The 25,607-nt window shown below is 44.4% G+C and carries 26 protein-coding genes; 17 read left to right on the top strand and 9 right to left on the bottom strand.

Annotated elements, in window-relative coordinates; all coding sequences use genetic code 11:
* The first annotated feature begins 100 nt into the window (after positions 1-100).
* Positions 101-850, top strand: coding sequence for a YciK family oxidoreductase (locus tag E0Z06_RS04885; protein WP_347812438.1), 750 nt, complete (start codon positions 101-103; stop codon positions 848-850).
* A gap of 55 nt (positions 851-905) precedes the next feature.
* Here E0Z06_RS04885 and E0Z06_RS04880 read toward each other — a convergent pair whose 3' ends face one another.
* On the bottom strand, positions 906-1,433 hold the full coding sequence (locus E0Z06_RS04880; RefSeq protein ID WP_132582423.1) for an H-NS histone family protein: 528 nt from the start codon (positions 1,431-1,433) through the stop codon (positions 906-908).
* Between the two features lie 345 nt (positions 1,434-1,778).
* On the opposite strand from E0Z06_RS04880, the gene can reads away from it, so the two are divergent.
* The 4 genes from can (at position 1,779) to E0Z06_RS04860 (ending at position 6,048) form a co-directional block, all read left to right on the top strand.
* Positions 1,779-2,435, top strand: coding sequence for a carbonate dehydratase (can, locus tag E0Z06_RS04875; protein ID WP_132582421.1), 657 nt, complete (start codon positions 1,779-1,781; stop codon positions 2,433-2,435).
* Between the two features lie 78 nt (positions 2,436-2,513).
* Positions 2,514-3,224 carry a tRNA (N6-threonylcarbamoyladenosine(37)-N6)-methyltransferase TrmO gene (gene tsaA, locus E0Z06_RS04870; protein WP_132582419.1) on the top strand — a complete coding sequence of 237 codons (711 nt, stop codon included), beginning with the start codon at positions 2,514-2,516 and terminating at the stop codon, positions 3,222-3,224.
* On the top strand, positions 3,193-4,260 hold the full coding sequence (locus E0Z06_RS04865; RefSeq protein ID WP_132582417.1) for a galactose oxidase: 1,068 nt from the start codon (positions 3,193-3,195) through the stop codon (positions 4,258-4,260). The genes tsaA and E0Z06_RS04865 overlap by 32 nt, the downstream gene beginning before the upstream one ends.
* A gap of 60 nt (positions 4,261-4,320) precedes the next feature.
* A complete protein-coding gene (locus E0Z06_RS04860) occupies positions 4,321-6,048 on the top strand; it encodes a proline--tRNA ligase (protein WP_132582415.1) in 1,728 nt (575 codons plus the stop codon).
* 60 nt (positions 6,049-6,108) lie between these two features.
* On the opposite strand, the gene E0Z06_RS04855 is transcribed toward E0Z06_RS04860, so the two are convergent.
* On the bottom strand, positions 6,109-7,521 hold the full coding sequence (locus E0Z06_RS04855; RefSeq protein WP_132582413.1) for a sodium-dependent transporter: 1,413 nt from the start codon (positions 7,519-7,521) through the stop codon (positions 6,109-6,111).
* Between the two features lie 190 nt (positions 7,522-7,711).
* Between E0Z06_RS04855 and E0Z06_RS04850 the strand changes: the two genes are divergently transcribed.
* Together E0Z06_RS04850 and galE are read left to right on the top strand one after the other, a co-directional pair.
* Positions 7,712-8,011, top strand: coding sequence for a YciI family protein (locus E0Z06_RS04850; RefSeq protein WP_132582411.1), 300 nt, complete (start codon positions 7,712-7,714; stop codon positions 8,009-8,011).
* A 23-nt stretch (positions 8,012-8,034) separates the two neighbouring features.
* Positions 8,035-9,045, top strand: coding sequence for a UDP-glucose 4-epimerase GalE (gene galE / locus E0Z06_RS04845; protein ID WP_132582409.1), 1,011 nt, complete (start codon positions 8,035-8,037; stop codon positions 9,043-9,045).
* A gap of 50 nt (positions 9,046-9,095) precedes the next feature.
* On the opposite strand, the gene E0Z06_RS04840 is transcribed toward galE, so the two are convergent.
* Together E0Z06_RS04840 and E0Z06_RS04835 are read right to left on the bottom strand one after the other, a co-directional pair.
* Positions 9,096-9,752 carry a response regulator transcription factor gene (locus E0Z06_RS04840; RefSeq protein ID WP_132582407.1) on the bottom strand — a complete coding sequence of 219 codons (657 nt, stop codon included), beginning with the start codon at positions 9,750-9,752 and terminating at the stop codon, positions 9,096-9,098.
* Positions 9,745-10,902, bottom strand: coding sequence for a histidine kinase (locus E0Z06_RS04835; protein ID WP_132582405.1), 1,158 nt, complete (start codon positions 10,900-10,902; stop codon positions 9,745-9,747). The genes E0Z06_RS04840 and E0Z06_RS04835 overlap by 8 nt, the downstream gene beginning before the upstream one ends.
* Before the next feature lie 129 nt (positions 10,903-11,031).
* On the opposite strand from E0Z06_RS04835, the gene E0Z06_RS04830 reads away from it, so the two are divergent.
* Together E0Z06_RS04830 and E0Z06_RS04825 are read left to right on the top strand one after the other, a co-directional pair.
* Positions 11,032-11,802, top strand: a complete 771-nt coding sequence (locus E0Z06_RS04830; protein WP_132582403.1) for a hypothetical protein — start codon at positions 11,032-11,034, stop codon at positions 11,800-11,802.
* A 48-nt stretch (positions 11,803-11,850) separates the two neighbouring features.
* Complete coding sequence (locus E0Z06_RS04825) at positions 11,851-12,654, top strand: SDR family oxidoreductase (RefSeq protein WP_132582401.1); 804 nt, start codon at positions 11,851-11,853, stop codon at positions 12,652-12,654.
* Positions 12,655-12,748: 94 nt separating this feature from the next.
* On the opposite strand, the gene rluB is transcribed toward E0Z06_RS04825, so the two are convergent.
* From rluB to E0Z06_RS04800, 5 genes are read right to left on the bottom strand one after another with little or no spacing between them, the layout of a single operon-like run.
* Positions 12,749-13,765: a 23S rRNA pseudouridine(2605) synthase RluB gene (gene rluB, locus E0Z06_RS04820; protein WP_132582399.1), complete on the bottom strand. Its 1,017-nt coding sequence runs from the start codon at positions 13,763-13,765 to the stop codon at positions 12,749-12,751.
* Positions 13,765-14,349: an SMC-Scp complex subunit ScpB gene (gene scpB, locus E0Z06_RS04815; protein WP_132582397.1), complete on the bottom strand. Its 585-nt coding sequence runs from the start codon at positions 14,347-14,349 to the stop codon at positions 13,765-13,767. The genes rluB and scpB overlap by 1 nt, the downstream gene beginning before the upstream one ends.
* A complete protein-coding gene (locus E0Z06_RS04810; RefSeq protein ID WP_132582395.1) occupies positions 14,349-15,176 on the bottom strand; it encodes a ScpA family protein in 828 nt (275 codons plus the stop codon). Before E0Z06_RS04810 ends, scpB begins: the two co-directional genes overlap by 1 nt.
* Before the next feature lie 21 nt (positions 15,177-15,197).
* The gene (locus tag E0Z06_RS04805; RefSeq protein ID WP_132582393.1) at positions 15,198-15,818 is read right to left on the bottom strand and encodes an L-threonylcarbamoyladenylate synthase; all 621 of its coding nucleotides are present in this window, start codon (positions 15,816-15,818) and stop codon (positions 15,198-15,200) included.
* 31 nt (positions 15,819-15,849) lie between these two features.
* Positions 15,850-16,764, bottom strand: a complete 915-nt coding sequence (locus E0Z06_RS04800; protein WP_243695564.1) for a PHP domain-containing protein — start codon at positions 16,762-16,764, stop codon at positions 15,850-15,852.
* A gap of 302 nt (positions 16,765-17,066) precedes the next feature.
* On the opposite strand from E0Z06_RS04800, the gene E0Z06_RS04795 reads away from it, so the two are divergent.
* The 8 genes from E0Z06_RS04795 to hemH all read left to right on the top strand — a co-directional run bounded on the left by E0Z06_RS04795 (position 17,067) and on the right by hemH (position 25,607).
* Positions 17,067-18,665, top strand: a complete 1,599-nt coding sequence (locus tag E0Z06_RS04795; RefSeq protein WP_132582391.1) for an anthranilate synthase component 1 — start codon at positions 17,067-17,069, stop codon at positions 18,663-18,665.
* A gap of 3 nt (positions 18,666-18,668) precedes the next feature.
* Complete coding sequence (locus tag E0Z06_RS04790) at positions 18,669-19,259, top strand: aminodeoxychorismate/anthranilate synthase component II (RefSeq protein WP_132582389.1); 591 nt, start codon at positions 18,669-18,671, stop codon at positions 19,257-19,259.
* Entirely contained in the window at positions 19,256-20,278 is a 1,023-nt protein-coding gene (gene trpD / locus E0Z06_RS04785) for an anthranilate phosphoribosyltransferase (protein ID WP_132582387.1), read from the top strand. The genes E0Z06_RS04790 and trpD overlap by 4 nt, the downstream gene beginning before the upstream one ends.
* The gene (gene trpCF / locus E0Z06_RS04780; RefSeq protein ID WP_207903143.1) at positions 20,268-21,668 is read left to right on the top strand and encodes a bifunctional indole-3-glycerol-phosphate synthase TrpC/phosphoribosylanthranilate isomerase TrpF; all 1,401 of its coding nucleotides are present in this window, start codon (positions 20,268-20,270) and stop codon (positions 21,666-21,668) included. The genes trpD and trpCF overlap by 11 nt, the downstream gene beginning before the upstream one ends.
* Positions 21,661-22,851 carry a tryptophan synthase subunit beta gene (gene trpB / locus E0Z06_RS04775; protein ID WP_132582385.1) on the top strand — a complete coding sequence of 397 codons (1,191 nt, stop codon included), beginning with the start codon at positions 21,661-21,663 and terminating at the stop codon, positions 22,849-22,851. The genes trpCF and trpB overlap by 8 nt, the downstream gene beginning before the upstream one ends.
* The gene (gene trpA, locus E0Z06_RS04770; RefSeq protein ID WP_132582383.1) at positions 22,848-23,648 is read left to right on the top strand and encodes a tryptophan synthase subunit alpha; all 801 of its coding nucleotides are present in this window, start codon (positions 22,848-22,850) and stop codon (positions 23,646-23,648) included. Before trpB ends, trpA begins: the two co-directional genes overlap by 4 nt.
* Positions 23,649-23,835: 187 nt before the next feature.
* Positions 23,836-24,327 carry a peptidylprolyl isomerase gene (locus E0Z06_RS04765; protein ID WP_132582381.1) on the top strand — a complete coding sequence of 164 codons (492 nt, stop codon included), beginning with the start codon at positions 23,836-23,838 and terminating at the stop codon, positions 24,325-24,327.
* Positions 24,328-24,518: 191 nt separating this feature from the next.
* Complete coding sequence (gene hemH, locus E0Z06_RS04760; protein ID WP_132582379.1) at positions 24,519-25,607, top strand: ferrochelatase; 1,089 nt, start codon at positions 24,519-24,521, stop codon at positions 25,605-25,607.

The following is a 25,607-nucleotide window of genomic DNA, read 5'->3' as shown; positions in this document are numbered from 1 at the left end:
CTTTCGCAATTCGCTAGCTGTAAAATACAGAATCCACGAAGAAAGGTGCAAAGTTGACTAATTGGGCGTATGCTTGCGCCGTTTTTGCGGCAACAGGTAAATTTTTATGCAAGATTATCAAGCAGCTACTGATGCACTAAAAGATAAAGTAATATTAATCACCGGCGCAGGCGATGGCATAGGCAAAGAAGCAGCCATGACTTATGCTCGCCATGGTGCAACGGTTATATTACTGGGTAAAACCGTAAGTAAGCTTACCGCTGTTTACGACGAAATTATTGCTATGGGTGCCAATGAACCCGCTATTATCCCACTTGATTTAAAGGGTGCCACAGCGAAACATTATCGAGATATGGCCAGCACCATTGAAGCTGAATTTGGCAAGCTAGATGGCGTATTACATAATGCCGGCATTTTGGGTGTGCTTAGCCCATTTGAACACATTGACCTAGATACTTGGCAAGATATTATGCAGGTTAACGTTACTGCTGCCATGCTGATGAGTCAGGCTTTGATACCGGTACTAAAGCGTTCAAGTAATGCGTCTATTGTATTTACTTCATCGGGTGTTGGCAGAAAAGGCCGAGCATATTGGGGGCCATATGCTGTATCCAAATTTGCCACCGAAGGCTTAATGCAGGTAATGGCTGATGAATTTGAAAACAGCAACATTAGGGTAAATTGTATCAACCCTGGCGCTACCCGTACGAAAATGCGCAGCCGTGCTTACCCAGGCGAAGATGTTAGTTTACTGAAAACACCAGCACAATTAATGTGGCTGTATTTATACCTAATGAGTAATGATAGTAAACACGTCAATGGTCAATCCTTAGACGCACAACCTAAATAAAAAACCGGCAATAGCCGGTTTTTTATTTATTAAGCTATTATTTGCTTAATAACCTTTATTTTTTGCTTAAAATCTCTTCACCATTCGCTGCCGCCCATTCGTTCCACGCGTCAACTTTAGCATTAAAATTTTCAACAGCTTGCACTGTGGCATCAGCAATTAAGCTATCTATTTGCTTAGCATGCTTTTTGTCAACTTTAGCCAAAGGCATAACATCAATACCACGATCTTGCAGGCTCTTTTTCATCGTATGAGTACGCAATAGCAATAATTCACCATGTTCAATATAGAAGTACTGATTTTCTTTATTAATGGTTTTAAATTTAGGCTTTGTTGGCCGCTTATCAGCCTTAACTGCGCTATCCATCGGCACTACTGCAGCATCATTATTAAGTTTGTAGCCTAACTGTTCTAAGGTGAAACCTTGTGATTTTGCTAATTGCTCTAGCTGTGTAATAAGCTCAACTTCTTTTTGCCGTTCAACCATAACCGCATTTAAGGTCTCAATAATATCGGTCAGTTTAGCCAGTGTAACCTCTTTCGCCGCCTTTCTCAGCTCACGCTTATCTAACAAAATGGACATTGTAACCTCCTATCATAATTGGGATCAGAATAATTAAATTATAGAAAAAAATAAAGATATTATTGAAATTGTATTATATAAAAACACCACGCTCATTCAGCTTGGGTTAATAATAATATCAAATTACATTCTAGATATAATAAGCAGCACACAGAGTGCATATTACATTTAACGTTTAAACATTGTATAACATACTTTACTATATTCTTGCTAATGCAATAAACATGACCAAATAGTTTGTTTACTACCGAGCTAAGCGAAACTTTTCCAAATTAATCGTTGCCGGTGTAAAAAAAGCAGGTAAAATTAGTATTCTCCTCGTCAACCTACACTCAAGGTAGAGCTATGCCTGCGTTTAAACAGCTGTTTATTAACAACAAAAACTGGGCTGACCGCATCGAAAAAGAGCAGCCAGGCTTCTTCAAACAACTTTCAGAGCAACAAGCTCCTGAGTATTTGTGGATAGGTTGTTCAGACAGCCGTGTTCCTGCTAATGAAATAGTGGGCTTATTGCCAGGTGAGCTGTTTGTCCACCGTAATGTTGCAAACCTAGTAGTACATTCAGATATGAACTGCTTGTCAGTATTACAATATGCCATTGAAGTTCTTAAAGTTAAGCATATATTGGTCGTCGGTCATTATGGTTGTGGTGGTGTTAAGGCGGCTATGACCAAGCAACGCGTGGGCTTTGTTGATAACTGGCTACGTAATGTAAAAGATGTGTATGCCATGCACCGCGATGATGTAGACGCCTTTGCTGATGAAGACGATCGCGTTAATCGATTGATTGAATTAAACGTGATGGAACAGGTACGCAATTTATGTCATACCAGCTTTGTGCAAGAAGCATGGGAGCGCGGCCAACCCTTAACTATTCATGGCTGGGTTTATAGTCTGCGCAATGGCCGGGTAAAAGATTTAAGCGTTAGCCATTCTTCTATCGACAAGTTGGATAATATTTATACTATTGATTTAAGCGATTGCCACCTTAACGAAAAATAGCTATTTAAAAACAGTATGCTACTTTAGGCTTTTATAAATTAGCACATTACGCACGTTAGTGTTTTACCTCAGGAGCCTATGGCAGCTTATCAATTTAATGTAGTTGGCTATATTCAATCGCCCTACAAACAAAAATTTGCCATTCCGCGCCAGCCGGGTCTTATAGCAGAAGCTACAGGTTATTTGGTGTTGGAAAATGAGTATAACGATGAGGCTATACTGCGCGGTATCGACAGCTTTAGCCACTTATGGTTGTTATTTGTCTTTCACGAAACTGCAGATAAAGGCTGGTCACCGATGGTACGCCCACCACGCTTAGGTGGTAATGCCCGTAAAGGCGTATTTGCGACGAGGGCAACCTTTCGGCCCAACCCAATTGGCTTATCAGTGGTAAAGCTAGACGGTGTAGAACGTAAAAACGGTAAGCTAATGCTTAAAATTAGCGGTATCGATTTACTGGATGGCACACCCGTTATTGATATAAAGCCTTACCTACCCTATTCTGACGCTCTACCAAACGCCGCTGGTGGCTTTGCTGATGCCGCGCCTAGCACCGCAATGACCGTCAGTTTTACCGAAACCGCCAGTATTTTTTGCCAACAGCAAATTCAGTATCCAGATTTACAGTTATTTATTGAAAAAGTACTAAAACAAGATCCACGACCGTCGTATAAAAAACAACGTGACGGCGAACAAAGTTATGGCATGACACTATATAACTACAATATAAAATGGACCGTTAACGGGGAACATAACCATGTTACTGAAATACATCAGCTACCTGAGTAGTTTGGCAGCTGCAACAACCTGTATTGCCGTATCAGCAGCAGCCTTACCCGATTTACCCGAACCGGTAAGCAATAATGCAGTAGCCAGCGTGCATATTCGCGGCAAAACTTACATTGCTAGCTTTATGGGTATTGGCCAAGGCAAGCAGCAAGCGGATATTCATAACAAAGTATTTATGCACACGCTAGGTGATTTCGGCTGGCACGATATGCCAGCAGTACCCAGCCAGCAACGTTTATCAGGGCGCATTGCGGCCAGTGCCGTGGCGTTGAATAATAACTTCTTTGTGTTTGGTGGCTTTAGCGTAAATACCGACGGTAGCGAGCAAACGGTGGCAGATAGCTATCGGCTTGACCCGATAACCAAACGTTATACAAAACTTAATGATATACCCGTGCCAGTAGATGATGCAGTGGCACTAACCTACCAGAACCGCTACATCTATTTAGTCAGTGGTTGGAGCGACAATGGCAACGTTAATTTAGTCCAACTCTTTGATAATTATACCCAACGTTGGTCTCAAGCAACGCCTTTCCCCGGTAACCCCGTATTTGGCTTAGCCGGTGCAATGCTAAACAATAAGATGTTGCTCTGTGATGGCGTAACCTTACAATATTATACTGACCGCAAACGCGAGTTTGTAAGCGAACCAGCCTGTTATTTAGGTAGTGTTGGTGACAACGCGAATAGTATAGACTGGCGAAAGGTGCCGCATCCGACTGGCACGGCGCGCTATCGTATGGCCGCTATTGCCAGTAAAGTAGATGGTAAAGATGTTATTGCTTTTGTTGGTGGCAGCACTAACCCATATAACTACAACGGTATTGGCTATAACAACGTCGCGTCAGCACCCAATAGTAAAGTATGGCTTTATTCTTTAACAGAACAGCGCTGGTTAAAAGCGGCCGATACTACGGCAGTAATGGACTTGCGCGGCTTAATAGATATTGATGGCAGTATATACTCTGTCGGTGGCATGACAGCCGAACAGCACGTTACCAATAAGCTGATCCAACACCAATTAAAACTCCAATAGAATTGCCACTGCCGCCTTGCTAGAATGGCGGCTATTTTTTAGCACCAATATGAGAATGCCATGCGCAGCAGCCAGTACTTATTATCTACCCTTAAAGAAACGCCAGCCGACGCTGAAGTTATTAGTCATAAATTAATGCTGCGCGCCGGTATGGTGCGCCGTGTTGCATCAGGTTTGTATACCTACTTACCTACTGGTGTGCGCGTGCTGCGTAAAGTAGAGCAAATTGTTCGTGAAGAAATGAATAAAGCCGGTGCTATTGAAGTATTAATGCCAATGGTACAGCCAGCTGAGCTATGGCAAGAATCTGGGCGCTGGGAGCAAATGGATGCAGAGCTACTGCGTTTTAAAGACCGGCACACTCGCGATTTTGTTTTAGGGCCAACCCACGAAGAAGTTATTACCGATTTAGTTCGTCGCGAAATTACCAGCTACAAGCAACTACCACTGAGCTTATATCAAATTCAAACTAAGTTTCGTGACGAGCGTCGGCCACGTTTTGGCGTAATGCGTGCACGGGAATTTTTGATGAAAGATGCCTACTCATTTCATTTATCACAAGACAGTTTGCAGCAAACTTATGATGCAATGTATCAAGCCTACTGTAATATCTTTACCCGTTTAGGCTTGAACTTTCGTCCAGTACTCGCCGACACCGGCGCTATTGGCGGCAGTATGTCGCACGAATTCCATGTATTGGCGGCCTCTGGCGAAGACGCTATCGCTTTTTCAGATGCTAGCGACTACGCGGCAAACATTGAAATGGCCGAAGCATTAGCGCCACAAGGCGAACCTGCAGCTCCTAGCGAAGTATTAACTGAAGTAGCCACCCCGAATGTTAAAACTGTAGCTGATGTAGCCACGCTACTAAATCAAAGCTCCGCCAAAGTGTGTAAAACCTTAGTCGTGTACGCAACAAAGGCGGATGCAAAAGCAACACAAACACTGGTTGCTTTGGTACTACGTGGCGATCACGAATTAAACGAAATTAAAGCGGAAAAACTTCCTCAGGTGCAAAGCCCATTAGTATTTGCATCAGAAGAGGAAATTCGCGCAGCAATCGGCGCAGGCCCAGGCTCATTAGGCCCAGTTGCTAGCAAGATACCGGTGATTGTTGATCGCAGCGCCGCCCACCTTACCGACTTTATTTGCGGCGCAAACAAAGACGGTTATCACCTAACTGGCGTCAACTGGCAGCGGGACATCCAAGATTATACCGTAGCCGACATACGTAATATCGTTGAAGGTGATGCCAGCCCTTGTGGTAAGGGTAAATTAGTTATTAAGCGTGGTATCGAAGTAGGTCATATCTTCCAATTAGGTGACAAATACTCTCAGGCATTAAAAGCCGGTGTACTGAATGAAGAAGGCAAACATCAAATTATGACCATGGGCTGCTATGGTGTGGGTGTGTCACGCATTATCGCCGCGGCCATAGAACAAAATAATGACGAGTACGGTATTATTTGGCCAGATGCGATAGCACCATTTCAAATTGCGTTAATTCCGATGAACATGCACAAGTCGGTACGCATTGAAGAAGCCACCGTGCGCTTATATAACGAGTTAACTGCTGCAGGCTTTGAAGTGCTATTTGACGACCGTAAAGAGCGCCCAGGCGTTATGTTCGCTGATATGGAGCTGATTGGCATTCCACACAGCATTGTAATTGGTGAACGTAACTTAGATAACCAGCAAGTAGAATACAAAAACCGCCGCACCGGTGAAAAAGCAATGTTAGATATTCCTGGCGTTGTCGCAGCAATGCAGCAAAAGTTAGTAAAGTAATTTACTTATACCGATAAAGAAAGGCCGCAATTTGCGGCCTTTCTTTTATCTACTGCATGATCAAAACAGTAGGTTTTTACCAAAGAAAATAGTCGATACGGTATTAATAAAGATCACCGCCAAAATCAGCGGAATAAAAGTACCTAATGAAAAGTTAACATACTTTTGTAGTAACGAACCGCTAAAGCTAGGGTTCCCCTGACTAATCTCCGCGTCAAGGTTATGCTTCTTCCAGCGGTAAATAACGAACAGACACAGTAAGAAACCATTTAGCGGCAGAATAGTTTCGTAGAAAATATCATATACCAGATCGAAAAATGACTTATCTACCCCGCCGTAGCTTAGCAAGTTACTAAACAGCTCAACCCGACCAAAAGACAAAGCAGAAATAATAGCCAGTACAATCATCGCGCCACCAAGCACACATAATGCCGAGCGACGACTTACACCTTTACTATCCATTAAACTGGCTACCGGCACTTCGATAATAGATACCAGTGAGGTTAGCGCAGCAAAAAACACTAGTAAGAAGAAAAAACTAGCAACGAAGGACGCACCAAAATAACCAATATCAGCCTGCATCGCTAAAAATATTTTCGGTAAAAAGGTGAAAATCATACTGATACTAGATTCAGATAAGGTACTAATTTGAATATCTGGGTTAAACGAAAACACCGCAGGTAAAATTAACAACCCTGAACAACAGGCTACCAACAAAGATAAGCCCGCCACCATTTTACCGGCGTGGACAATATTATTGTTTTTTTGAATATAAGAGCCGTAGGTAATTAAAATACCCATAGCCAGCGACAGCGAGAAAAATGCTTGTGCCAATGCGCCGTTTAGTACCTTGCCCGTTAACTTATCAAACTCAGGAATTAAGAAAAACTTAACACCTAACATGGCATTATCTAAGGTCATAACATAAATAACCAAAGCAATAAGCATGACAAACAGCATTGGCATTAATACTCTAGCGGCCTTTTCAATGCCTTGTTTAACGCCACCTTGTAATATAAGAAAAGTTAAGCCAACAACAATGGCCATATAGACAAATAGCTCGTTACTATTAATAAAAGCACCAAAGCTACTTGGATCAGCAAGTTCAGTTAGTTGCCCCAACACCGACTTACCTAAATAGCCAAAGATCCACACGGTAATAACTAAATAAAATACACCAATCATAAACGGCGTAATCACCGACATCCAACCCACAGTGCGCCAAGCGGCATTTTTACCAATGTCGGTGTAAGCACCCAATGGATTTTGTCTGGTATGACGGCCTAAGCTCATCTCCGCCAACATTATTGGCAAGCAGATAAAAAATACAAAAAAGGCATACATGATTAAAAAGGCGGCACCGCCATTTTTACTGGCCATAACCGGAAAGGCGACTAAATTACCTATACCTACTGCTGAGCCGGCGGCTGCCAGCACAAAACCGAGGCTTGAACTGAATTGTTCACGTTTCATCGCGGCGAAAACTCCCTGAAAATTTCTTATTAGAATTGATTATTATTTTTTTAAGCGCTCTGCATGCTAACAGGGTGTTGGGGTAAATCCTAGTGCTGAACCGGCCTTATACGCTGAATTCCATTGGCGAAAAGCCGACTTTCTGCTAAGGTTCGCGCAGTATTTATTCGCACGGCGCAAGGACACTAGTATGTTTTATATGATTTATTCTGAAGACGTAGCAGAGAGTTTAGATAAGCGCTTAGCCGCACGTCCGGCTCACTTAAGCCGCTTAGAACAATTAAAAAACGAAGGTCGTTTGCTAATCGCAGGGCCATTACCGGCAATTGACAGCAATGATCCTGGTAGCGCCGGTTTTAGCGGCTCTTTAGTTGTCGCTGAATTTAGCTCGCTTAACGCGGCAAAAGATTGGGCGAATGCCGACCCTTACTTAGCGGCAGGTGTGTATGCCCGCTCAACGGTAAAACCGTTTAAAAAAGTATTGCCGTAAGGTCTAGTAACAAGGAGAGTACAATGGGCTATATATTATTAACAGGCGGTGCTGGTTACATTGGCAGCCACACCGCGTTAGAGCTATTAAACAGTGGGTATAAAGTTATTAGCTTTGATAACTTTAGCAATAGCTCAGATGAAGCCTTAAACCGCGTAGAGCAATTAACGAACAACACCGTTATTAGCATTAAGGGTGACATTCGCGATGAGCAAGCGTTAAAACAGCTATTTGGCCAATATGATATTAAAGCCGTAGTGCATTTTGCTGGTTTAAAAGCGGTAGGTGAATCAACCGAGTTACCCCTGCATTATTATGATAACAACGTTGCAGGCACCGTTACTCTGTGTCGTGTAATGCGCGAATTTAACGTTAACAAGCTGGTTTTTAGCTCTTCTGCTACCGTGTACGGCGATGCCAAGCAAGTGCCTATTCCTGAAACAGCGCCCCGCTCAGCCACTAATCCTTATGGCCAAACTAAGCTTATGGTCGAGTATATTTTACAAGATTTAGTTGCCGCTGAGCCTGACTGGGGCATTACGCTATTGCGTTACTTTAACCCAGTGGGCGCCCACAGCAGCGGTCGTATTGGCGAAAACCCTAACGGTATACCCAATAACCTAATGCCATTTATCTCACAAGTTGCCGTAGGTAAACGCAAACAGCTAAGTGTGTTTGGAAACGATTACTCAACCCATGATGGCACTGGCGTGCGCGATTACATTCATGTAGTTGACTTAGCCTTAGGCCATGTAAAAGCCTTACAATATTTAGAGCACAATAACGGTATTGAAGCGATAAACTTAGGCACTGGCGTAGGCTATAGCGTACTTGATATGGTAAATGCTTTTAGTAAAGTAAATAAGGTAGCGGTGCCCTATCAGGTTGTCGCTCGCCGGCCAGGTGACATTGCCACTTGTTACGCACAGCCTGATAAAGCAGCAAGCTTACTGGGCTGGTCTGCCAATAAAACACTAGAAGACATGGTACGCGACAGCTGGCATTGGCAGTCAACTAACCCTAACGGCTATTAAGCATCTAAGGCTAAGTTGTTAGCTTATAAATCTAAGTAATAGGTAAAACGCTAGCTAATAATGCCATGCTCTAATGCTAGCAATACGGCTCGGGTGCGATCTCGCACTCCTAGCTTGGATAAAATAGCCGAACATTGATTTTTTACTGTTCCTTCAGATTTGAACAAGGCCGCGGCAATCTCTTTGTTACTATAACCCGCCGCCATTAATTGCAATATTTCTCGCTCTTTATCTGTTAGCGGCGCAAGCATAGCTGGCATAGAAAACAACGAGTTTGCTGCCGGTTCCGCATTTTGTACGATATTTAATAATCGCTCGGTAATATTGCTAGAAAAGCAGCTACCGCCACTCGCTAAGGTACTAATAGCGTTTATTAATGTTTCCAGCGACACATCTTTGAGCAAAAAACCTTTAGCCCCTAAACGAATACTTTTTAGTACTAACCCAGACTCATCAAAGGTAGTTAGCATAAGTACCGGTATATAAATACCTGCTTGTTTAAGCGCCGCTAGGGTTTGTACACCATTCATTATCGGCATAGATAAATCGAGCAATATCACATCAGGCTGCACTTGCTCGCACGTGACGATAACACTAGAGCCGTCTGCGCATTCAGCAACAACATCCACCTTACCCGATAACGCCAACAGGCTTTTAATGCCATCACGGATCAGTTTCTGATCATCAACTAGCAATACCTTATACATTTTTCAACCCTAAATAAGCTAATTGTAATCTAAGGTGCAACGCACCTTTTATTGACGTTACGGTTAGGTTGGCGGCACATTCTGCAGCTCGCTCAAACATACCGGTTATACCGCTACCGGCTTGCCAATTACTATGTACTTTTCCGTTATCATACAAATCAAGTTGCAGTATATTATCCTGCACAGCAGCCTTAATCACAAACTCGCTAGCGCCACTATGCTTTAAGCTATTACTTATCGCTTCTTGAATAATGCAAAATAAATGCTGAGTTTGCGCTAAGTCTTGCAATACTATAGCCGGCTCTATATCAAGGATGACGTTTAGCTGTGTCGGAATTAAAGACGTTAGCTGTTGCACCGCATCCTTTAACGCCATATCACGGTATTGACGTAACGTAGATACTGCTTCGCGTACATCAGATAGCAGTAATTTAGCCAGCTGATGGCATTTATCAATTTGAGTTTTAACCTCGCCATCAGTAATATGTCCCGCAACCTGCAGCTGAATTGTTAATGCCGTTAAATGGTGTCCGACCACATCGTGTAAATCTCGCGCTATTCTTGTGCGCTCGCTTTGTCTTGATACCGCTTGCAATAATTGCTGCGTTGCTTGTAGCTGCCGGTGTTTGCTCTCTAACGCATCGCGTGCTTGTTGGGCAGAATAAGTAGCATGCTGCATTAATACGGCAAAAATATGAAAACTACCGTACAGTAATCCGGTGATCCACAGCGCGCGTTGCTCAAGTACACTGGCTAAACTAAACCAAAGTAAAACAATCACGAAAGTAAGTAATAATGCACGCGGTGTGCTCATTAAATTAGGTAAGGATGCGACCCAAATAATGCTGAGAATAGCTAAATAATCTAACTGATACCTATGCAATAACAGCATCAGACCAAAAGCGCACAGCAGCTGTACCAACAGTAATAATTTATGTTTGTTTGATGCTAAAGGTATCGAGCAATGCTCTACAGTTAATAACGCAAAAATAGCGCCATATAGTAAAAACAATGCGCTAGCGGCAACCATAATATGACTATTAACTTGGTAAGCAGCGCTATATCGTGATAACACAAATAAGGTTATTGCAAAAACCAAGGCCCAAGTAGCCAAACCTGCAACAGCGGCTAAAGAATATTTTATTTTCATTCGGTTATTATCCGTTACCAGCATTTAACGGCAATAGGCCAAAAGTCACCTTTAAATATCCTGACTTTTGGCACCTGCGCCACAATTTACCGCCCAGTACACTTGGCTCATAAACTAAGGAGATGAGCTATGTTAACTATTCACACTTTTTTACTATATCTACATATTGGGCTGGGCAGCGTTGCTCTGCTGCTATTTTGGCTACCTGTGTGCGTGCGAAAAGGTAGCACATTACATAATAACGCAGGTAAAGCTTTTTATTACATTATGTTAGTAGTAGCAGGCTCAGGTATATTGATGAGTAGTATGACAATATATGATCCTATTGCGATTTATGTCACTGACACCACGCGTAGCCAAATAGAATTACAGCGTTTTCTTGGCTGGCGCGTGGTATTTTCAGAGTTTTTACTATTGCTTAGTGTGCTTACCTGGGTCAGCGTGCGCCATGCCATGGCTGTGTTAAAAGCAAAAGCTAATCGAGCATTGCTAAAGCGCGGCCAATACCTTATTCCGGTATTATTAATGCTACCTTTAGCCGGCTTTGTTGCTTGGCAAGGTTATCGTTTTAATCAAACCTTATTAATGATTTTTGCCGCTGTTAGTGCATATATTGCACTAAGCATCTGTCGCTATACGTTTAAAGCTCAGGTGCAAAATAGAGAGTGGATTATTCAGCACTTTACCTCAATGGTTGGCACTGGCATTGGCGTTTACACTGCCTTTTTTGCTGCAGGTGGTGGGCGCTTAATTAGTGACATCTTGCCAGAGCAATGGATGATGCTAAGTTGGCTAACCGCACCTGTGATTGGCTTGGGTTCTATCTTGATGTTTAAAGGCTATTTTCAACGCAAGTATAAGGTGCAAAAAGCCCCAGCTAAAGCTTTACAACTTAGCTAGTTCTACCCTAGTGTTCGTTTAACGCTAATTAATGTAATGAGTTGTGCCATGCTAGTTTCACCGCTAAAAAATAAAGTTATTTGGATCACCGGCGCATCAGGCGGTATTGGTGAAGCACTGGCTCGTGAATTTGCCGCAGCGGGTGCCGTACTTATTTTAAGCGCGCGCCGAGAAGCAGAGTTAATAAGGGTGCGAGATAGCCTAACCAATACGCAGCGACATGTATTACTGCACTTAGACATTACCGATACCGCCGCAGTAGATGCGGCTATTGTTAACATTACGCAAAAAATGGGTGGCTTAGACTGGTTAATTAATAATGCCGGCATCAGCCAACGCTCATTAATTGTTGATACGCCAGTAGCAACCGAACGTAAGTTGTTTGACGTAGATTACTTTGCGCAAATTAACCTTACACGTAGTGCCTTGCCATTATTATTAGCCGACGGTGGTGGCAAAGTCGTGTTTATCTCTAGCGTGGCGGGTTTAGTGGGTACCCAATATCGCGGCAGTTACTCTGCGGCCAAGGCGGCTTTGCACCTGTGGGCCAATAGCTTACGTGCAGAATTATTTGACCAAGGCTTACAAGTGGCGACTATTTTCCCTGGCTTTGTGAAAACGGATGTATCTCGTAACGCCTTAACTGGCGATGGTAGTGCATTGGGTCAAATGGATGATGCCCAAGCCAGTGCCATGAGCGCCGAACAATTTGCTAAACAAGCTGTAAAAGCGTTAATAAAAGATAAAAATTATATTGTTATTGGTGGACTAAAAGAGCGTCTTGGTGCTTTAGTATCAAGGTTATCACCTAACTTACTGTATAAAATGGTGCGCAATACTAAGGTACGTTAGTAGCTAACTCTCAGCAAACTGTTCGCAAAAGCAAACTATTGCAAAAACAAAGGGCGCTTAATGCGCCCTCGTTAATATCTTTGATTTTAATAGACTAACCTCTACCCTCACGCGTCGGCTTTTTGCTGGTAGGTTGGCGTTTTGGCGCTTGGCCTTTTACCGGCCCTTTAGGCTTGTTGGGGCCTTTACGTGCGTCAGGTTTAGCCGCATCGGGTTTATTGGCCGCAGGTTTACGCTCTTTAGTTTTACGTTCAGGGCTTTTCTCAGCAATTTGATGTTTACGCACTGCGCGCTTCATGCTGGCCATGCGCCGACGTCGCTCTACTCGGTCTTCATCTTTCACTAAGCTGGCTACTTCTAATGGCATGCTAACGAGTTTGCGTAAATAGTTTACGTCTTCCAGTGCATATTCGGCATAACCACCGGCAGGTAAATGTTTTGGTAGCAATAAATCACCATAGCGGATACGAATTAACCGGCTAACTACCGCGCCCTGCGATTCCCACATCCGTCGTACTTCGCGGTTACGGCCTTCGGTTAACACCACATGAAACCAACGGTTAATGCCTTCACCTGGTAGTGCTTTAACTTTTTTGAAATTAGCTTTACCATCTTCTAACTCAACGCCAAGGCGCAGCCGCTGTACCATGGCATCGTTAACTTCGCCAAATACGCGCACGGCATATTCACGTTCTACTTCAAACTTAGGATGCATTAAACGGTTAGCTAATTCACCGTCGGTGGTAAATAACAATAAACCTGAGGTATTAATATCCAGCCGGCCAATGGCTATCCAGCGCGCGCCTTTAATGTTTGGCAGACGTGAAAACACTGTAGGCCGGCCTTCCGGATCGGTACGCGAGCATATTTCACCTTCAGGCTTGTGGTACGCCAGTACCCGGCAAATTTGCTCTTCTGTGCTGGCTATCTGTACCGGATGGCCATCAACGCGAATTTGTTGTTTCAAACCAACCCGGTCACCTAATACCGCAGGTTTACCGTCAACGGTGACACGACCACCGCTGATCCAGTCTTCCATTTCACGGCGCGAACCCACGCCGGCACGGGCTAATACTTTTTGTAGTTTTTCACTACCGGCTTTATCACTCATTAGTGTAATTCTCCTGTCGTCACGACGGTGTCAGCCAAATCCAAACTTAGCGTCTGAAATTCTGGCAAAGGGGGTAATTGGTTTAAATGTTTTAAACCAAAGTAATCTAAAAATTCTTTTGTGGTCGCGTATAGCCCAGGTCGACCGGGTACTTCTTTATGGCCAACGACTTTCACCCAACCACGATCCAGCAAGGTGCGGATTATTTGGCTACTAACCGATACGCCACGAATATCTTCAATTTCGCCACGGGTTATAGGCTGACGATAAGCAATAAGCGATAGCGTTTCTAACACCGCTCGCGAATAACGCGGCGAACGTTCAGGCCATAGCTTAGCTAAATAATCACTTAATTCTGGCTTGGTAACAAAACGATAACCGGAAGCGGTTTCAACTAGCGTAATACCTCGACCAGCATAATCTTGTAGCAATTGCTGTAGCGTGTCGGCTAAGCGTTTTTTGCTGACATTAAACTCATCTAGCACGGTTGCCTGCATATCATCGGCACTTAATGGCTTATCCGCAGCAAAAATCGCCGCTTCAACCAATTGCAATAACTGTGCGTCATTAATTTTCGCCGCCATTATGCCTCAGCTTGTTTCAATTTAACATGAATTTGCCCAAAGGCTTCGACCTGAATAATATCGACTAATTTTTCTTTAGTTAGCTCTAGCATGGCTAAAAACGTTACTACTACCCCTTGCCGGCCTTCGCTAACATCAAAACAGGCCGAAAACGTCAAGTAACCTTGATGGGCGCTAAGTAAATCTAAGATCCGACTCATCCGCTCGCGGGTAGATAAATGCTCGCGCTTAACATGGTGATGCTGAAAATCTTTGGCGCGCTTTACAATATCTTTTAACGCTAAGGTCAGCTCGGCTAAATCAACTTCAGGTAAAATAATCAGCGGGGAAAAATTATCTGGCAGTGCGGCAGTGGCTTTAAAATGATCGCGTTCATCGCGCGGCAAGCAATCAAGTTCCGTAGCAGCTTGTTTAAACACTTCGTATTCTTGCAGACGCCGAATCAATTCTGCCCGAGGGTCTACTTCCTCATCAATAATTTCACTATGGCGTGGTAGTAATAGCCGCGATTTAATTTCGGCCAACATTGCCGCCATTACTAAATATTCGGCTGCCAGCTCAAAGTTTAAACCCTGCATTAAATCTATATATTCAATATATTGCAGCGTAATTTCATTAATCGGCAAATCAACAATATCAAATTTGTGTTTACGAATAAGATACAGCAAAAAGTCTAACGGGCCTTCAAAGGCATCAAGTAATATTTCTAACGCATCTGGCGGAATATATAAATCATCAGGCCGTTCCAGCACCGCCTCTCCACGAACAAAGGCCAAAGGCAGCGGCTGCTGTACGGTTAAATTTTCTACCACTATGTCGTCTAACATTTTATGCTTCGGCTAACCACATTATAGAAATGGGGTTGGGTCGCCGCGTCCTTCGCGAACTACCACAGGTTCATCGTTCGAATAATCAATTACGGTGGTTGGCGCTTCGCCAATAACCCCACCGTGTAAAATTAAGTCGACCTGTTTTTCTAGACGCAGCCGCATATCTTCAGGATCACTCTCTGCAAACCGCTCACCGGGTAAAATTAAGCTGGTGCTAAGCAGTGGTGCACCGAGTTCTTCTAATAATGCTAAGGCAATTTTATTTTCAGGGACTCGCAAACCAATTGTCTTTTTCTTATCATTTAACAAGCGTTTAGGCACCTCTTTGGTACCGCGCAAAATAAAAGTATAAGGGCCTGGTGTATTGTTTTTAATTAAACGAAACGCAGTATTTTCTACCTTAGCGTATACCGAAAGTTCGGTTAAATCACGACACAGCAAGGTAAAGTTATGGTCACCGCTTACTTGGCGAATTTGTAAAATGCGCTCCATAGCGCCCTTATCACCCACGTGGCAGCCCAGCGCATAACCGCTATCGGTTGGGTAGATTACTACGCCACCTTGCTGAATAATTTGCACCGCTTGTTTTAATAAACGCTGTTGTGGCGAATCTGGGTGAATATGAAAAAATTGGCTCATTATTGTTCTTCTTTCAATTATCTGGGGCTTATCACACTTGTGGCGAAGCTGGTATTTGCGGCCAACTAGCCCAAACCGTTGGTACATCGTCACTTAAATATAGGTTTTTTCCTAAATCATTCCAAGTTGTAACCTGATGAAAATCTGAACCTACTGATGCCGTTAAGCCATGCAACTGAGCAAGAGCACATAATTCACGCTTTTGCACAGGCGTTTGCTGGGGAGAAATAACCTCTATCGCATCACCGCCAGCCTCGGCAAACTGCTCAACTAAACGCCTTAACCACTTGCCATTAAGCTTATATTTTAACGGATGCGCCAGTACTGCCACACCATTAGCATCTTGGATCCACTGTATAGCTTCAGCAAAATCGACCCAGTTATTGGGTACATAACCAATTTTACCGCGGCCTAAATATTTTTTAAAAACATTATTCATCGAACTAGCTTGACCAATATCAACCAAATGTCGGGCAAAATGCGTTCGCGTTACCGCCGCCCCATTTGCCAGTGCTAATACTGCAGGCAGAACATCAGGGATCTGATTTTTCGCCAAGCGCCGCGCCATTTCCTCTGCCCGCTCAAACCGCCGCTGCTGCTGTATAGCCAAGCGCGATAACAACGTCGGACAATGTGGGTTTATATTTAAACCGACAATATGAATTTCTTGTTGCTGCCAAGAAGTAGAAATTTCTACGCCATTAATCAGCGTCAGTGGTAGCTGCAATTCATCGATAGCTTGCTGTGCTGCCGCTAAACCGGCAACAGTGTCATGGTCGGTAATCGCCAACGCATTCACGTCCCGCTCTACCGCGCGCGCCACTAAATCAGCTGGCGATAATACGCCGTCAGAGCACAGAGTGTGGCTATGTAAATCAATTTTCATTAATACCTCAAAATAGCCGGTTATTATCGCATACAGCGGCAATATCGCAAAGCAAGGCATTAGCCATCCAGAAGCTTATACGTTTTAATTTTAACTTATAGCAAATAAGCACTTGACGGCTACTAGGGTTTTGCGGTTTTATGTAGGCAACAAATATAAAGTGATTAAAGCTAATGCAATTTATAACAACCCTAAACGTAACTAATTGGTGGTGGCACATTCCCAACGGGCGTGTGTAGGCGTTGTATTAGCTTTAATTACCGAAGCCCGTTTCCACAAGAAGCGGGCTTTTTTTATGGGCGCGCAAAATTGTTGGAACCGGCTAAGCAAAACATTGTTGAATTATAAGGGTAAATTTAAACATGATTTTTAGCCATATCACAGACTCTCCTGGCGAGGTAGCAAGTATTGCCATGCCAGTTGAGTACCAAAGCGATGCCTTAGGTAACTTTGCCGCACTAACTTTACAAAGCCCGTACGCTTTGTTGTTAGAGTCGGCTGAGATCGACAGTAAAGATAATTTAAAAAGTTTACTGCTAATCGATGCCGCGCTGCGTATAGAGTGTAACGACCAAAGCGTTAGCATTACTGCTGTTAGCGACAATGGCGCTAGCTTACTGCCTTATTTAGCAGAAAAACTTAGTAGCAATGCCACGGTTACTTTGGCAGAAAACAGCCTAAACCTAACCTACCAGCGCCCAGCGCTGCTGTTAGAAGAAAATGCTCGGCTACAAGCTGCAAATCCATTTAGTGTGCTGCGGGCAATACAACGGCAGTTAAGCTGTCAAAGTAATGAGCCGTTTGCCATATTCCTTGGTGGTGTTATTGGCTACGATATGATCGCCACGGTTGAACACTTACCCAATGTGCCAAGCATAGATAACAACTGCCCCGATTACGTGTTTTATTTAGCTGAAACCTTGCTGGTGATGGATCACCAAACTAAACAAAGTCGGCTAATTGGTAATGTATTTTGTGGCGAGCAAGCAATGACAAATTGCTTTGTTATTGGCAAACGCTTAGAGCAGCTAAAGCTGCAGTTACAGCAGCCGCAGCTAACACCATTATATAAAGCGACACCGGCGTCATCACTTACCACGCCAAGTAGTAGCCAAGTGCATGTCGATATTAGCGATACTGATTTTGTCGAACAGGTCGAAAAACTAAAGCAGCATATTGTCGCGGGTGATATTTTTCAGGTAGTGCCATCACGTTGCTTCACTCTGGCCTGCCCTAAACCTTTGGCCGCCTATGCAAAGCTAAAGCAACAAAACCCCAGCCCCTATATGTTCTATTTAAAAGATAGCGCTTTTACGCTATTTGGCGCCTCGCCAGAGTCGGCATTAAAGTTTGACGCAGCAAGTCGCCAAGTAGAAATTTATCCCATTGCCGGTACGCGTCGCCGTGGTTTTGCCGCTGATGGCAGTATTGATCGCGACTTAGACAGCCGTATTGAATTAGAGCTGCGCCAAGATGACAAGGAAAAAGCTGAGCACTTAATGCTGGTCGATTTAGCCCGTAACGACGTGGCGCGTATTAGTGTACCCGGCAGTCGCTACGTTAAAGAACTGCTTAAAGTAGACCGTTACTCTTACGTTATGCATTTGGTATCACGCGTAGTCGGTCAATTAAAGCCCGAGCTAGACGCCCTACATGCTTATCAAGCCTGTATGAACATGGGCACCTTAGTTGGTGCACCCAAGGTTAAAGCTGCCGAGCTTATTCGTCAGGTAGAAGGTAAACGCCGCGGCAGCTACGGTGGTGCGGTTGGCTATTTATCCGGCAATGGTGATTTTGATAGCTGTATTGTTATTCGCTCAGCCTATGTGGCAAATAACACCGCGTATATTCAAGCGGGTGCCGGCGTGGTATTTGACTCGGTTGCTCAAGCCGAAGCCGATGAAACACGCAGCAAAGCCCAAGCCGTAATTAGTGCCATTATCGCTGCACATAAGGAGTAATACATGAGTGTCATTTACTTGCTAGATAACATCGACTCCTTTACTTATAACTTAGTAGATGAATTTGCCCAGCTTGGCTACGGCGTAAAGTTATATCGTAATACCCTGCCGGCAGATTATATTTTTCAACAAATGCAAACTGAAACGGTCCCTGTGCTGTTAGTACTGTCACCTGGCCCAGGCAGCCCAGCCAACGCTGGCTGTATGCCTCAATTATTAAAGCTATGTGACGGTGTGTTTCCGGTACTGGGTATTTGCCTTGGGCATCAGGCTATTGTTGAACACTTTGGCGGCACCGTTGGCCAAGCGGGCGAAACCGTGCATGGCAAAACGTCAGCCATAACCCTAACCGAGCACAGTGTATTTGCTAACTTACCCAACCCATTTTCGGTAGCACGTTATCACTCATTAATGGCCAATAAGCTGCCTGAAGCCCTAACATTGCTAGCTAATGAGCGGCATATTCCGATGGCAGTCATAAACGAGTGCAAACGCATGCTGGGTTTTCAGTTTCACCCTGAATCTATTTTAACCACACTGGGTAAGCCGTTATTGCAACAAAGCGTCAGTTATTTACTGCGAGGTACCCAATGAGCGAATCGCTATTACAAACAGTGCAACATAGTTTAAGCGGCCAGCCGTTATCATTTTTACAGGCGCAGCAGTTTTTCAATGCGGTAATACAAGGTGACGTTGATGCGGTGCATTTAACCGCGCTACTAATTGCCCTAAAAATGCGTGGCGAAACCGCCGACGAAATGGCCGGTGCAGCCAGTGCGCTACGCGCTGCGGCCACTGCCTTTCCTAAATTACCGGCTGGCACTATTGATTGCTGCGGCACGGGTGGCGATGGCAGTAATACCATTAATATCTCTAGCACCGCTGCCATTGTTGGCGCAGCGATGGGCTTAAAAGTGGTTAAGCATGGTAATCGCAGTGTGTCGTCGCGCTCTGGCTCAGCCGATTTATTAGAACAGCTGGGTGTAAATATTCAGATGCCACCACAACAAGCGGCCAAGGCACTAGAGCAAAGTAACTGTAGCTTTTTATTTGCACCGCTTTACCATGCCGGCATTAAGCACGCGATGGCGGTACGCAATACACTAAAAAGCCGCACCTTATTTAATTTACTTGGCCCCTTAGTTAACCCTGCCGAGCCTGACTTTCAGTTACTTGGCGTATACGATGCTAAATTATGCCGCGTTATGGCCCAAGCGTTAAAGCAACTTGGCGTAAAGCGCGCCTGGGTAGTACATGGCAGTGGTTGTGACGAAATTGCCTTGCATGGCACCACTAATGTTTGCGCACTAGAACACGGTGTTATTACCGAATTTAGCCTAAGCCCAGCAGATTTTGGTGTTGAACCTCAACCGCTTAGCGCGCTGGCCGGTGGCGAGCCTGCTGAGAACGCAGCCGCAACACTGGCTATTTTACAAGGCCAAGGCCAACACGCCCATAACGCTGCAGTCGCAATTAATGTCGCCGCAATGCTGAAAATTGCTGGTAAGGGTGACAATTTAAAAGCTAATACCCAAGCCGTATTAGCGCTGTTAGCAACCGACACTGCCTTTAACACCTTGGTAAAATTTAAGGAGCTAAGCCATGCAAACTAATATGCCTAATGTGCTGGCGAATATAGTAGCGCATAAACATTTAGAAGTAGCAGAGTTAAAACAGCAGCACCCCTTGGCTAGCTTTATTGCTTCGGTTAAGCCAACCGAACGCGATTTTATGGCGGCGCTTAAACAACCTGGGCCGCGGTTTATTTTAGAATGTAAAAAAGCCTCGCCATCAAAGGGGCTAATTCGTGCCGATTTTAATTTACCGCAATTAGCACAAGTGTATAGCCAGTATGCCGACTGTATTTCGGTGCTGACCGACGAAAAATTTTTTCAAGGCAGCTACGACTATCTGCGTACTATGCGTAGTTTGGTTGAAGTACCGTTACTCCATAAAGACTTTATTATTGATAGCTACCAAGTTTATTTTGGCCGCCACTGTGGTGCTGATGCAGTGTTACTTATGCTGTCGGTACTTAGCGATGCAGAGTATCGTGAACTGGCCGCTGTGGCCACTACATTAAATATGACAGTACTAACTGAAGTAAGTAATGAAGCAGAAACGCTGCGGGCGGTAAAGCTGGGCGCTACACTGATTGGCATTAATAATCGCGATTTGCGCGATCTTAGTACTGATTTAAATACTAGTTTTAACTTAGCAAAACTGATCCCAACGGGCGTTACTATAGTATCTGAGTCTGGCATTTATACTAACCAGCAGGTACGACATTTATCGCAAGTAGCGGATGCATTTTTAGTTGGCAGCTCATTAATGTCACAAGACAACTTAGCCGAGGCTTGCCGTGCGCTAGTACTAGGTGAGCATAAAGTGTGTGGCCTAACCCGACCAGAAGATGTAAAAGCCGCTTGTGCAGCAGGCGCTAGCTACGGTGGTCTTATTTTTTATCCGCCATCAGCGCGCTATGTTAGTGCTGAACAAGCCCAAACTTTAAGCCAAAGCGCTCCGTTAAAGTTTGTCGGTGTATTTGTGAATGCCGAGCCAGTCGAAGTTGCCACACTGGCGCAAAGCCTTAACTTGCATGCAGTGCAATTACATGGCGATGAAGACGATAGCTATATCAGCGTACTTAAGCCGCAGCTGCCAAACGGCTGTCAAATTTGGCAAGCCTATCGGATAAAACAGCAGCTACCCACATTTAGCTTATTAGCCGATCGTATTTTATTAGACACCTATAGCGCAGCGCAGCCCGGCGGCACTGGCGAGTGCTTTAACTGGCAGTTGCTACAACAAGTACAGCAAACGCAGAATATACCGCCAATTATGTTAGCCGGTGGCCTAAATGGCGAAAACTGCAGCGCCGCACTTAAGCTGCCAATAGCAGGGCTTGATTTCAATTCAGGGCTGGAGTCTGCGCCAGGCATTAAAGATGCCGGCAAAATTCAGCACGCATTTTCACAAATACGGAATTTTCATTATGAGTGAGTTAAAACTAAACGCCTATTTCGGCCAATACGGCGGCATGTTTGTGCCGCAACTATTAGTGCCAGCATTAAAACAGCTAGAGCAAGCTTATGTCGATGCGATAGCTGATCCGGCGTTTAATGCCGAATTTCAACAGTTACTAACTGAATACGCTGGCCGGCCAACGCCATTGACCCTGTGCCGTAATATTTCACCAAACCCGCTGGTGAAAATTTACTTAAAACGTGAAGACTTACTGCACGGCGGCGCACATAAAACTAACCAAGTACTCGGCCAAGCGCTATTAACCAAGCGCATGGGTAAAAAGGAAGTGATTGCCGAAACAGGCGCCGGTCAGCATGGTGTCGCCACCGCCTTAGCTTGCGCCCTGCTGGGCTTAAAATGCCGTATCTATATGGGTGCTAAAGATATTGAACGCCAGCAACCTAACGTGTTTCGTATGAAACTGATGGGCGCCACGGTAATACCGGTTACCAGCGGTAGCGGTACCTTAAAAGATGCAGTAAACGAAGCAATGCGTGATTGGTCAGCAAGTTACGATACTACGCATTATATGCTTGGTACCGCTGCGGGGCCGCATCCGTTTCCCACTATAGTGCGCGACTTTCAAAAAATGATTGGTGAAGAGGCTAAGCAGCAAATTTTAAAGGCTGAAGGCAAATTACCCGATGCAGTTATTGCCTGTGTTGGCGGGGGCAGCAATGCCATTGGTATTTTTGCTGACTTTATTGAAGAAGTCGGCGTAAAGCTAATTGGTATTGAACCAGGTGGCAAAGGTACTGACACTCATCAGCATGGTGCTGCGCTGTCTACCGGCAGTTATGGTATTTTGCACGGTGCTTATACCGCGATTATGCAAACTGAAGACGGCCAAATTGAAGAGTCTTATTCTATTTCTGCCGGTTTAGATTACCCAGCCGTTGGCCCACAGCATACGCATTTGCAACAAACTGGGCGTGCGCAATATATTGCTATTAACGACGATGAAGCCTTAGCCGCGTTTCAACTATTAGCAAAAACTGAAGGTATTATACCGGCGCTAGAAAGCTCGCACGCACTAGCATATGCGTTAAAATTTGCTAAGCAAGCCACCGAACCTACCGTGTTGCTGGTTAACTTATCTGGCCGGGGTGACAAAGACTTAGCCCACGTACATAGCGTATTAGCAGGAGGCTCACTATGAAACTTTACCAACAGATGTTTACTCGCTTGCAAAGCGAAGGCCGCGGTGCTTTTGTGCCCTTTGTTACTATTGGTGATCCAAACCCTGAATTATCTTTTGCGATTATTAAAACGCTTATTGATGCCGGCGCAGATGCGTTAGAACTTGGTATTGCCTTTTCTGATCCTATCGCCGATGGCCCAACTATTCAGGGTGCTAATATTCGCGCGCTGGCCGCGGGTGTAACGCCAGCGATTAGCTTTGATATTATTAAAAAAATTCGTGCTTATAACGCCACTATTCCTATCGGCTTATTACTGTATTCCAACTTAGTAATGGCGCGCGGCATTGATAATTTTTATGCACAGGCTGCTGCAGCCGGCGTCAATTCGGTGCTAATTGCCGATGTACCTTTACATGAAAGTAAACCGTTTCGCTTAAGTGCAACCAAATACGGTATTGCGCCAATTTATATTGTTCCGCCAAACGTTGATGATGACGACTTACGTGAAATAGCCTCTTACGGCCGTGGTTATACCTATTTGTTAAGTCGTGCTGGCGTAACCGGCGCTGAAACCGTAGCAGCAATGCCAACCAGTGAACTTATTGCCCGCATGCGCAGTTATAACCCAGCACCACCATTATTAGGTTTTGGTATTTCAACACCAGAGCATGTTAAAGACGCGATTCAAAATGGCGCCGCAGGGGCAATATCTGGCTCGGCTATTGTTAAACTGATTGAGCAATATAAAGATCAGCCAAGCCAACTATTGGCCGCACTGACGCAATTTGTTGGCAGCATGAAAGCAGCCAGCTAAGTAAATACAAACAGTGCAAATAGCTAATGTCGCTCATTTAAGCGAAAGCGGGCTTGCGCTAAGCCAACCGTTGAAGGCACGGATGCCTGTTTTTTTTATAATGCGTAGCGGTTTTTTTACTAAATTAAGTCGATTTTTGCTAACCAGCACGGGATAATAGCCACTTTACGATTAACGGACCTTTTTTATGCAAATTAGCGACAATAGCGTAGTACAGTTTCATTACACTTTATCTGATTTAACCAACGGCACGCCAACTGAACTAGAAAGTTCAAACGGTAATCAGCCATTGCTTTATTTGCACGGCCATCAACAAATGCTGCCAGCATTAGAGCAAGCCCTTAGTGGCAAAGTGGTAGGTGATAAGCTGGATATTACCTTAACGCCAGAGCAAGCCTACGGTGAGCGTAATGACGGCGCCATTCAAAGCGTACAAGTAAAACACCTGATGGGTGCCAAAAAATGGCAACCTGGAATGACAGCCGTGATCCAAACTGAGCAAGGTCAACGTCAGGTTACTATTGTTAAAATGGGCATGTTTAAAGCCGATGTTGACACTAACCACCCATTAGCCGGTAAAACCTTGCAGTTTGCGGTAGAAATATTATCAGTACGCGCGGCAACTGATGAAGAGCTGGCGCATGGCCATGCTCATGGCGAAGGTGGCCATAACCATTAATTCACAATACTGCACTGGGCTGTTAGTATAACGGTCCAGTGTTTTTCGCCCCGCTAGATTATTTTTTTACCTGCCTTACTTATCTGATACAGAAACTGCTAAGATCGGCTCAGGCCTTTAGTCATGTAAACTGATTGTGTCTAATTGACGTAACATCAGTTCATTCAATAAAAAAGAGCAGCCGTCCTGTTATGCGCTATATCAATACTCCAAATTTTAACCACCAGCAAAGCGACAAAATTGGCATTTTACTCACCAACCTTGGTACACCAGACGAGCCAACACCCAAAGCGCTAAAACGCTATTTAAAGCAATTCTTATCTGATCCGCGCGTAGTAGAAGTGCCGCGTTTACTGTGGTGGTTAATACTCAACTGCGTGATTTTACAAATTCGTCCGCGTCGCTCGGCCCAAGCTTATGCCACGGTATTTACTGAACAAGGCTCGCCACTGTTATTTCATACCCAAGCGCAAACCGATGCCATACGCCAACAGTTACAACAAGATGGCGTTAACGACCTAGTAGTCGATTTTGCTATGCGTTATGGCAACCCAAACTTTGATAGCGTAATTGACAATATGCTAAAACAAGGTGTGCGTAAATTATTAGTGCTGCCACTGTACCCTCAGTATTCTGGCGCAACCTCAGCCTCTACTTTTGATGAGCTGGCACAGAACTTTATGCGCCGACGCTGGCTGCCCGACTTACGCTTTATTTCACACTACCCAGATTACGCGCCCTTTATTAACGCCGCGGCAGATAGAATTCGTCAGCATTGGCAACAGCACGGCCAAGCCGACAAGCTTATTCTTTCTTATCATGGTATTCCGAAACGTTATTTAACCAATGGCGACCCTTACCACTGCGAATGCTACAAAACATCACGTTTAATTGCTGAACAGCTAGGGTTAACTAAAGATCAGTACCTCACCACTTTTCAATCTAGGTTTGGTCGCGAGGAATGGTTAAAACCTTATACGGATATGACGCTAAAAGCGTTGCCAGCACAGGGCGTGAAAAGTGTACAAATATTTTGTCCGGGGTTTTCTGCCGATTGCTTAGAAACCATTGAAGAAATTGGCGAAGAAAATAAGGAATATTTTCTGCATGCCGGTGGTGAGCGTTATGAATATATCAGCGCATTAAATGCTGAGCCGCAGCATATTTCGGCGCTATGTCAGTTAATAAAAGATAATTTACATGGCTGGCAAATTAACCACGAACCAGAGCGTCAGCAACGTGCGGCGAGTTTGCAGCAAGACCAACAAGAGACCAATTAG

Origin of the sequence: Rheinheimera sp. D18, from assembly GCF_004345025.1 — a bacterium.
In the GTDB taxonomy this organism is placed as follows: Bacteria; Pseudomonadota; Gammaproteobacteria; order Enterobacterales; family Alteromonadaceae; genus Alishewanella; species Alishewanella metallidurans.
This window is presented reverse-complemented; position numbering and strand designations above follow the sequence as displayed.

Excerpts from the sequence above, each read along its gene's own strand:
- E0Z06_RS04880 (WP_132582423.1), bottom strand. The coding sequence starts at position 1,433 with ATGTCCATTTTGTTAGATAAGCGTGAGCTGAGAAAGGCGGCGAAAGAG.
- can (WP_132582421.1), top strand. The coding sequence starts at position 1,779 with ATGCCTGCGTTTAAACAGCTGTTTATTAACAACAAAAACTGGGCTGAC.
- tsaA (WP_132582419.1), top strand. The coding sequence starts at position 2,514 with ATGGCAGCTTATCAATTTAATGTAGTTGGCTATATTCAATCGCCCTAC.
- E0Z06_RS04865 (WP_132582417.1), top strand. The coding sequence starts at position 3,193 with ATGTTACTGAAATACATCAGCTACCTGAGTAGTTTGGCAGCTGCAACA.
- E0Z06_RS04860 (WP_132582415.1), top strand. The coding sequence starts at position 4,321 with ATGCGCAGCAGCCAGTACTTATTATCTACCCTTAAAGAAACGCCAGCC.
- E0Z06_RS04855 (WP_132582413.1), bottom strand. The coding sequence starts at position 7,521 with ATGAAACGTGAACAATTCAGTTCAAGCCTCGGTTTTGTGCTGGCAGCC.
- E0Z06_RS04850 (WP_132582411.1), top strand. The coding sequence starts at position 7,712 with ATGTTTTATATGATTTATTCTGAAGACGTAGCAGAGAGTTTAGATAAG.
- galE (WP_132582409.1), top strand. The coding sequence starts at position 8,035 with ATGGGCTATATATTATTAACAGGCGGTGCTGGTTACATTGGCAGCCAC.
- E0Z06_RS04840 (WP_132582407.1), bottom strand. The coding sequence starts at position 9,752 with ATGTATAAGGTATTGCTAGTTGATGATCAGAAACTGATCCGTGATGGC.
- E0Z06_RS04835 (WP_132582405.1), bottom strand. The coding sequence starts at position 10,902 with ATGAAAATAAAATATTCTTTAGCCGCTGTTGCAGGTTTGGCTACTTGG.
- E0Z06_RS04830 (WP_132582403.1), top strand. The coding sequence starts at position 11,032 with ATGTTAACTATTCACACTTTTTTACTATATCTACATATTGGGCTGGGC.
- E0Z06_RS04825 (WP_132582401.1), top strand. The coding sequence starts at position 11,851 with ATGCTAGTTTCACCGCTAAAAAATAAAGTTATTTGGATCACCGGCGCA.
- rluB (WP_132582399.1), bottom strand. The coding sequence starts at position 13,765 with ATGAGTGATAAAGCCGGTAGTGAAAAACTACAAAAAGTATTAGCCCGT.
- scpB (WP_132582397.1), bottom strand. The coding sequence starts at position 14,349 with ATGGCGGCGAAAATTAATGACGCACAGTTATTGCAATTGGTTGAAGCG.
- E0Z06_RS04810 (WP_132582395.1), bottom strand. The coding sequence starts at position 15,176 with ATGTTAGACGACATAGTGGTAGAAAATTTAACCGTACAGCAGCCGCTG.
- E0Z06_RS04805 (WP_132582393.1), bottom strand. The coding sequence starts at position 15,818 with ATGAGCCAATTTTTTCATATTCACCCAGATTCGCCACAACAGCGTTTA.
- E0Z06_RS04800 (WP_243695564.1), bottom strand. The coding sequence starts at position 16,764 with ATGCCTTGCTTTGCGATATTGCCGCTGTATGCGATAATAACCGGCTAT.
- E0Z06_RS04795 (WP_132582391.1), top strand. The coding sequence starts at position 17,067 with ATGATTTTTAGCCATATCACAGACTCTCCTGGCGAGGTAGCAAGTATT.
- E0Z06_RS04790 (WP_132582389.1), top strand. The coding sequence starts at position 18,669 with ATGAGTGTCATTTACTTGCTAGATAACATCGACTCCTTTACTTATAAC.
- trpD (WP_132582387.1), top strand. The coding sequence starts at position 19,256 with ATGAGCGAATCGCTATTACAAACAGTGCAACATAGTTTAAGCGGCCAG.
- trpCF (WP_207903143.1), top strand. The coding sequence starts at position 20,268 with ATGCAAACTAATATGCCTAATGTGCTGGCGAATATAGTAGCGCATAAA.
- trpB (WP_132582385.1), top strand. The coding sequence starts at position 21,661 with ATGAGTGAGTTAAAACTAAACGCCTATTTCGGCCAATACGGCGGCATG.
- trpA (WP_132582383.1), top strand. The coding sequence starts at position 22,848 with ATGAAACTTTACCAACAGATGTTTACTCGCTTGCAAAGCGAAGGCCGC.
- E0Z06_RS04765 (WP_132582381.1), top strand. The coding sequence starts at position 23,836 with ATGCAAATTAGCGACAATAGCGTAGTACAGTTTCATTACACTTTATCT.
- hemH (WP_132582379.1), top strand. The coding sequence starts at position 24,519 with ATGCGCTATATCAATACTCCAAATTTTAACCACCAGCAAAGCGACAAA.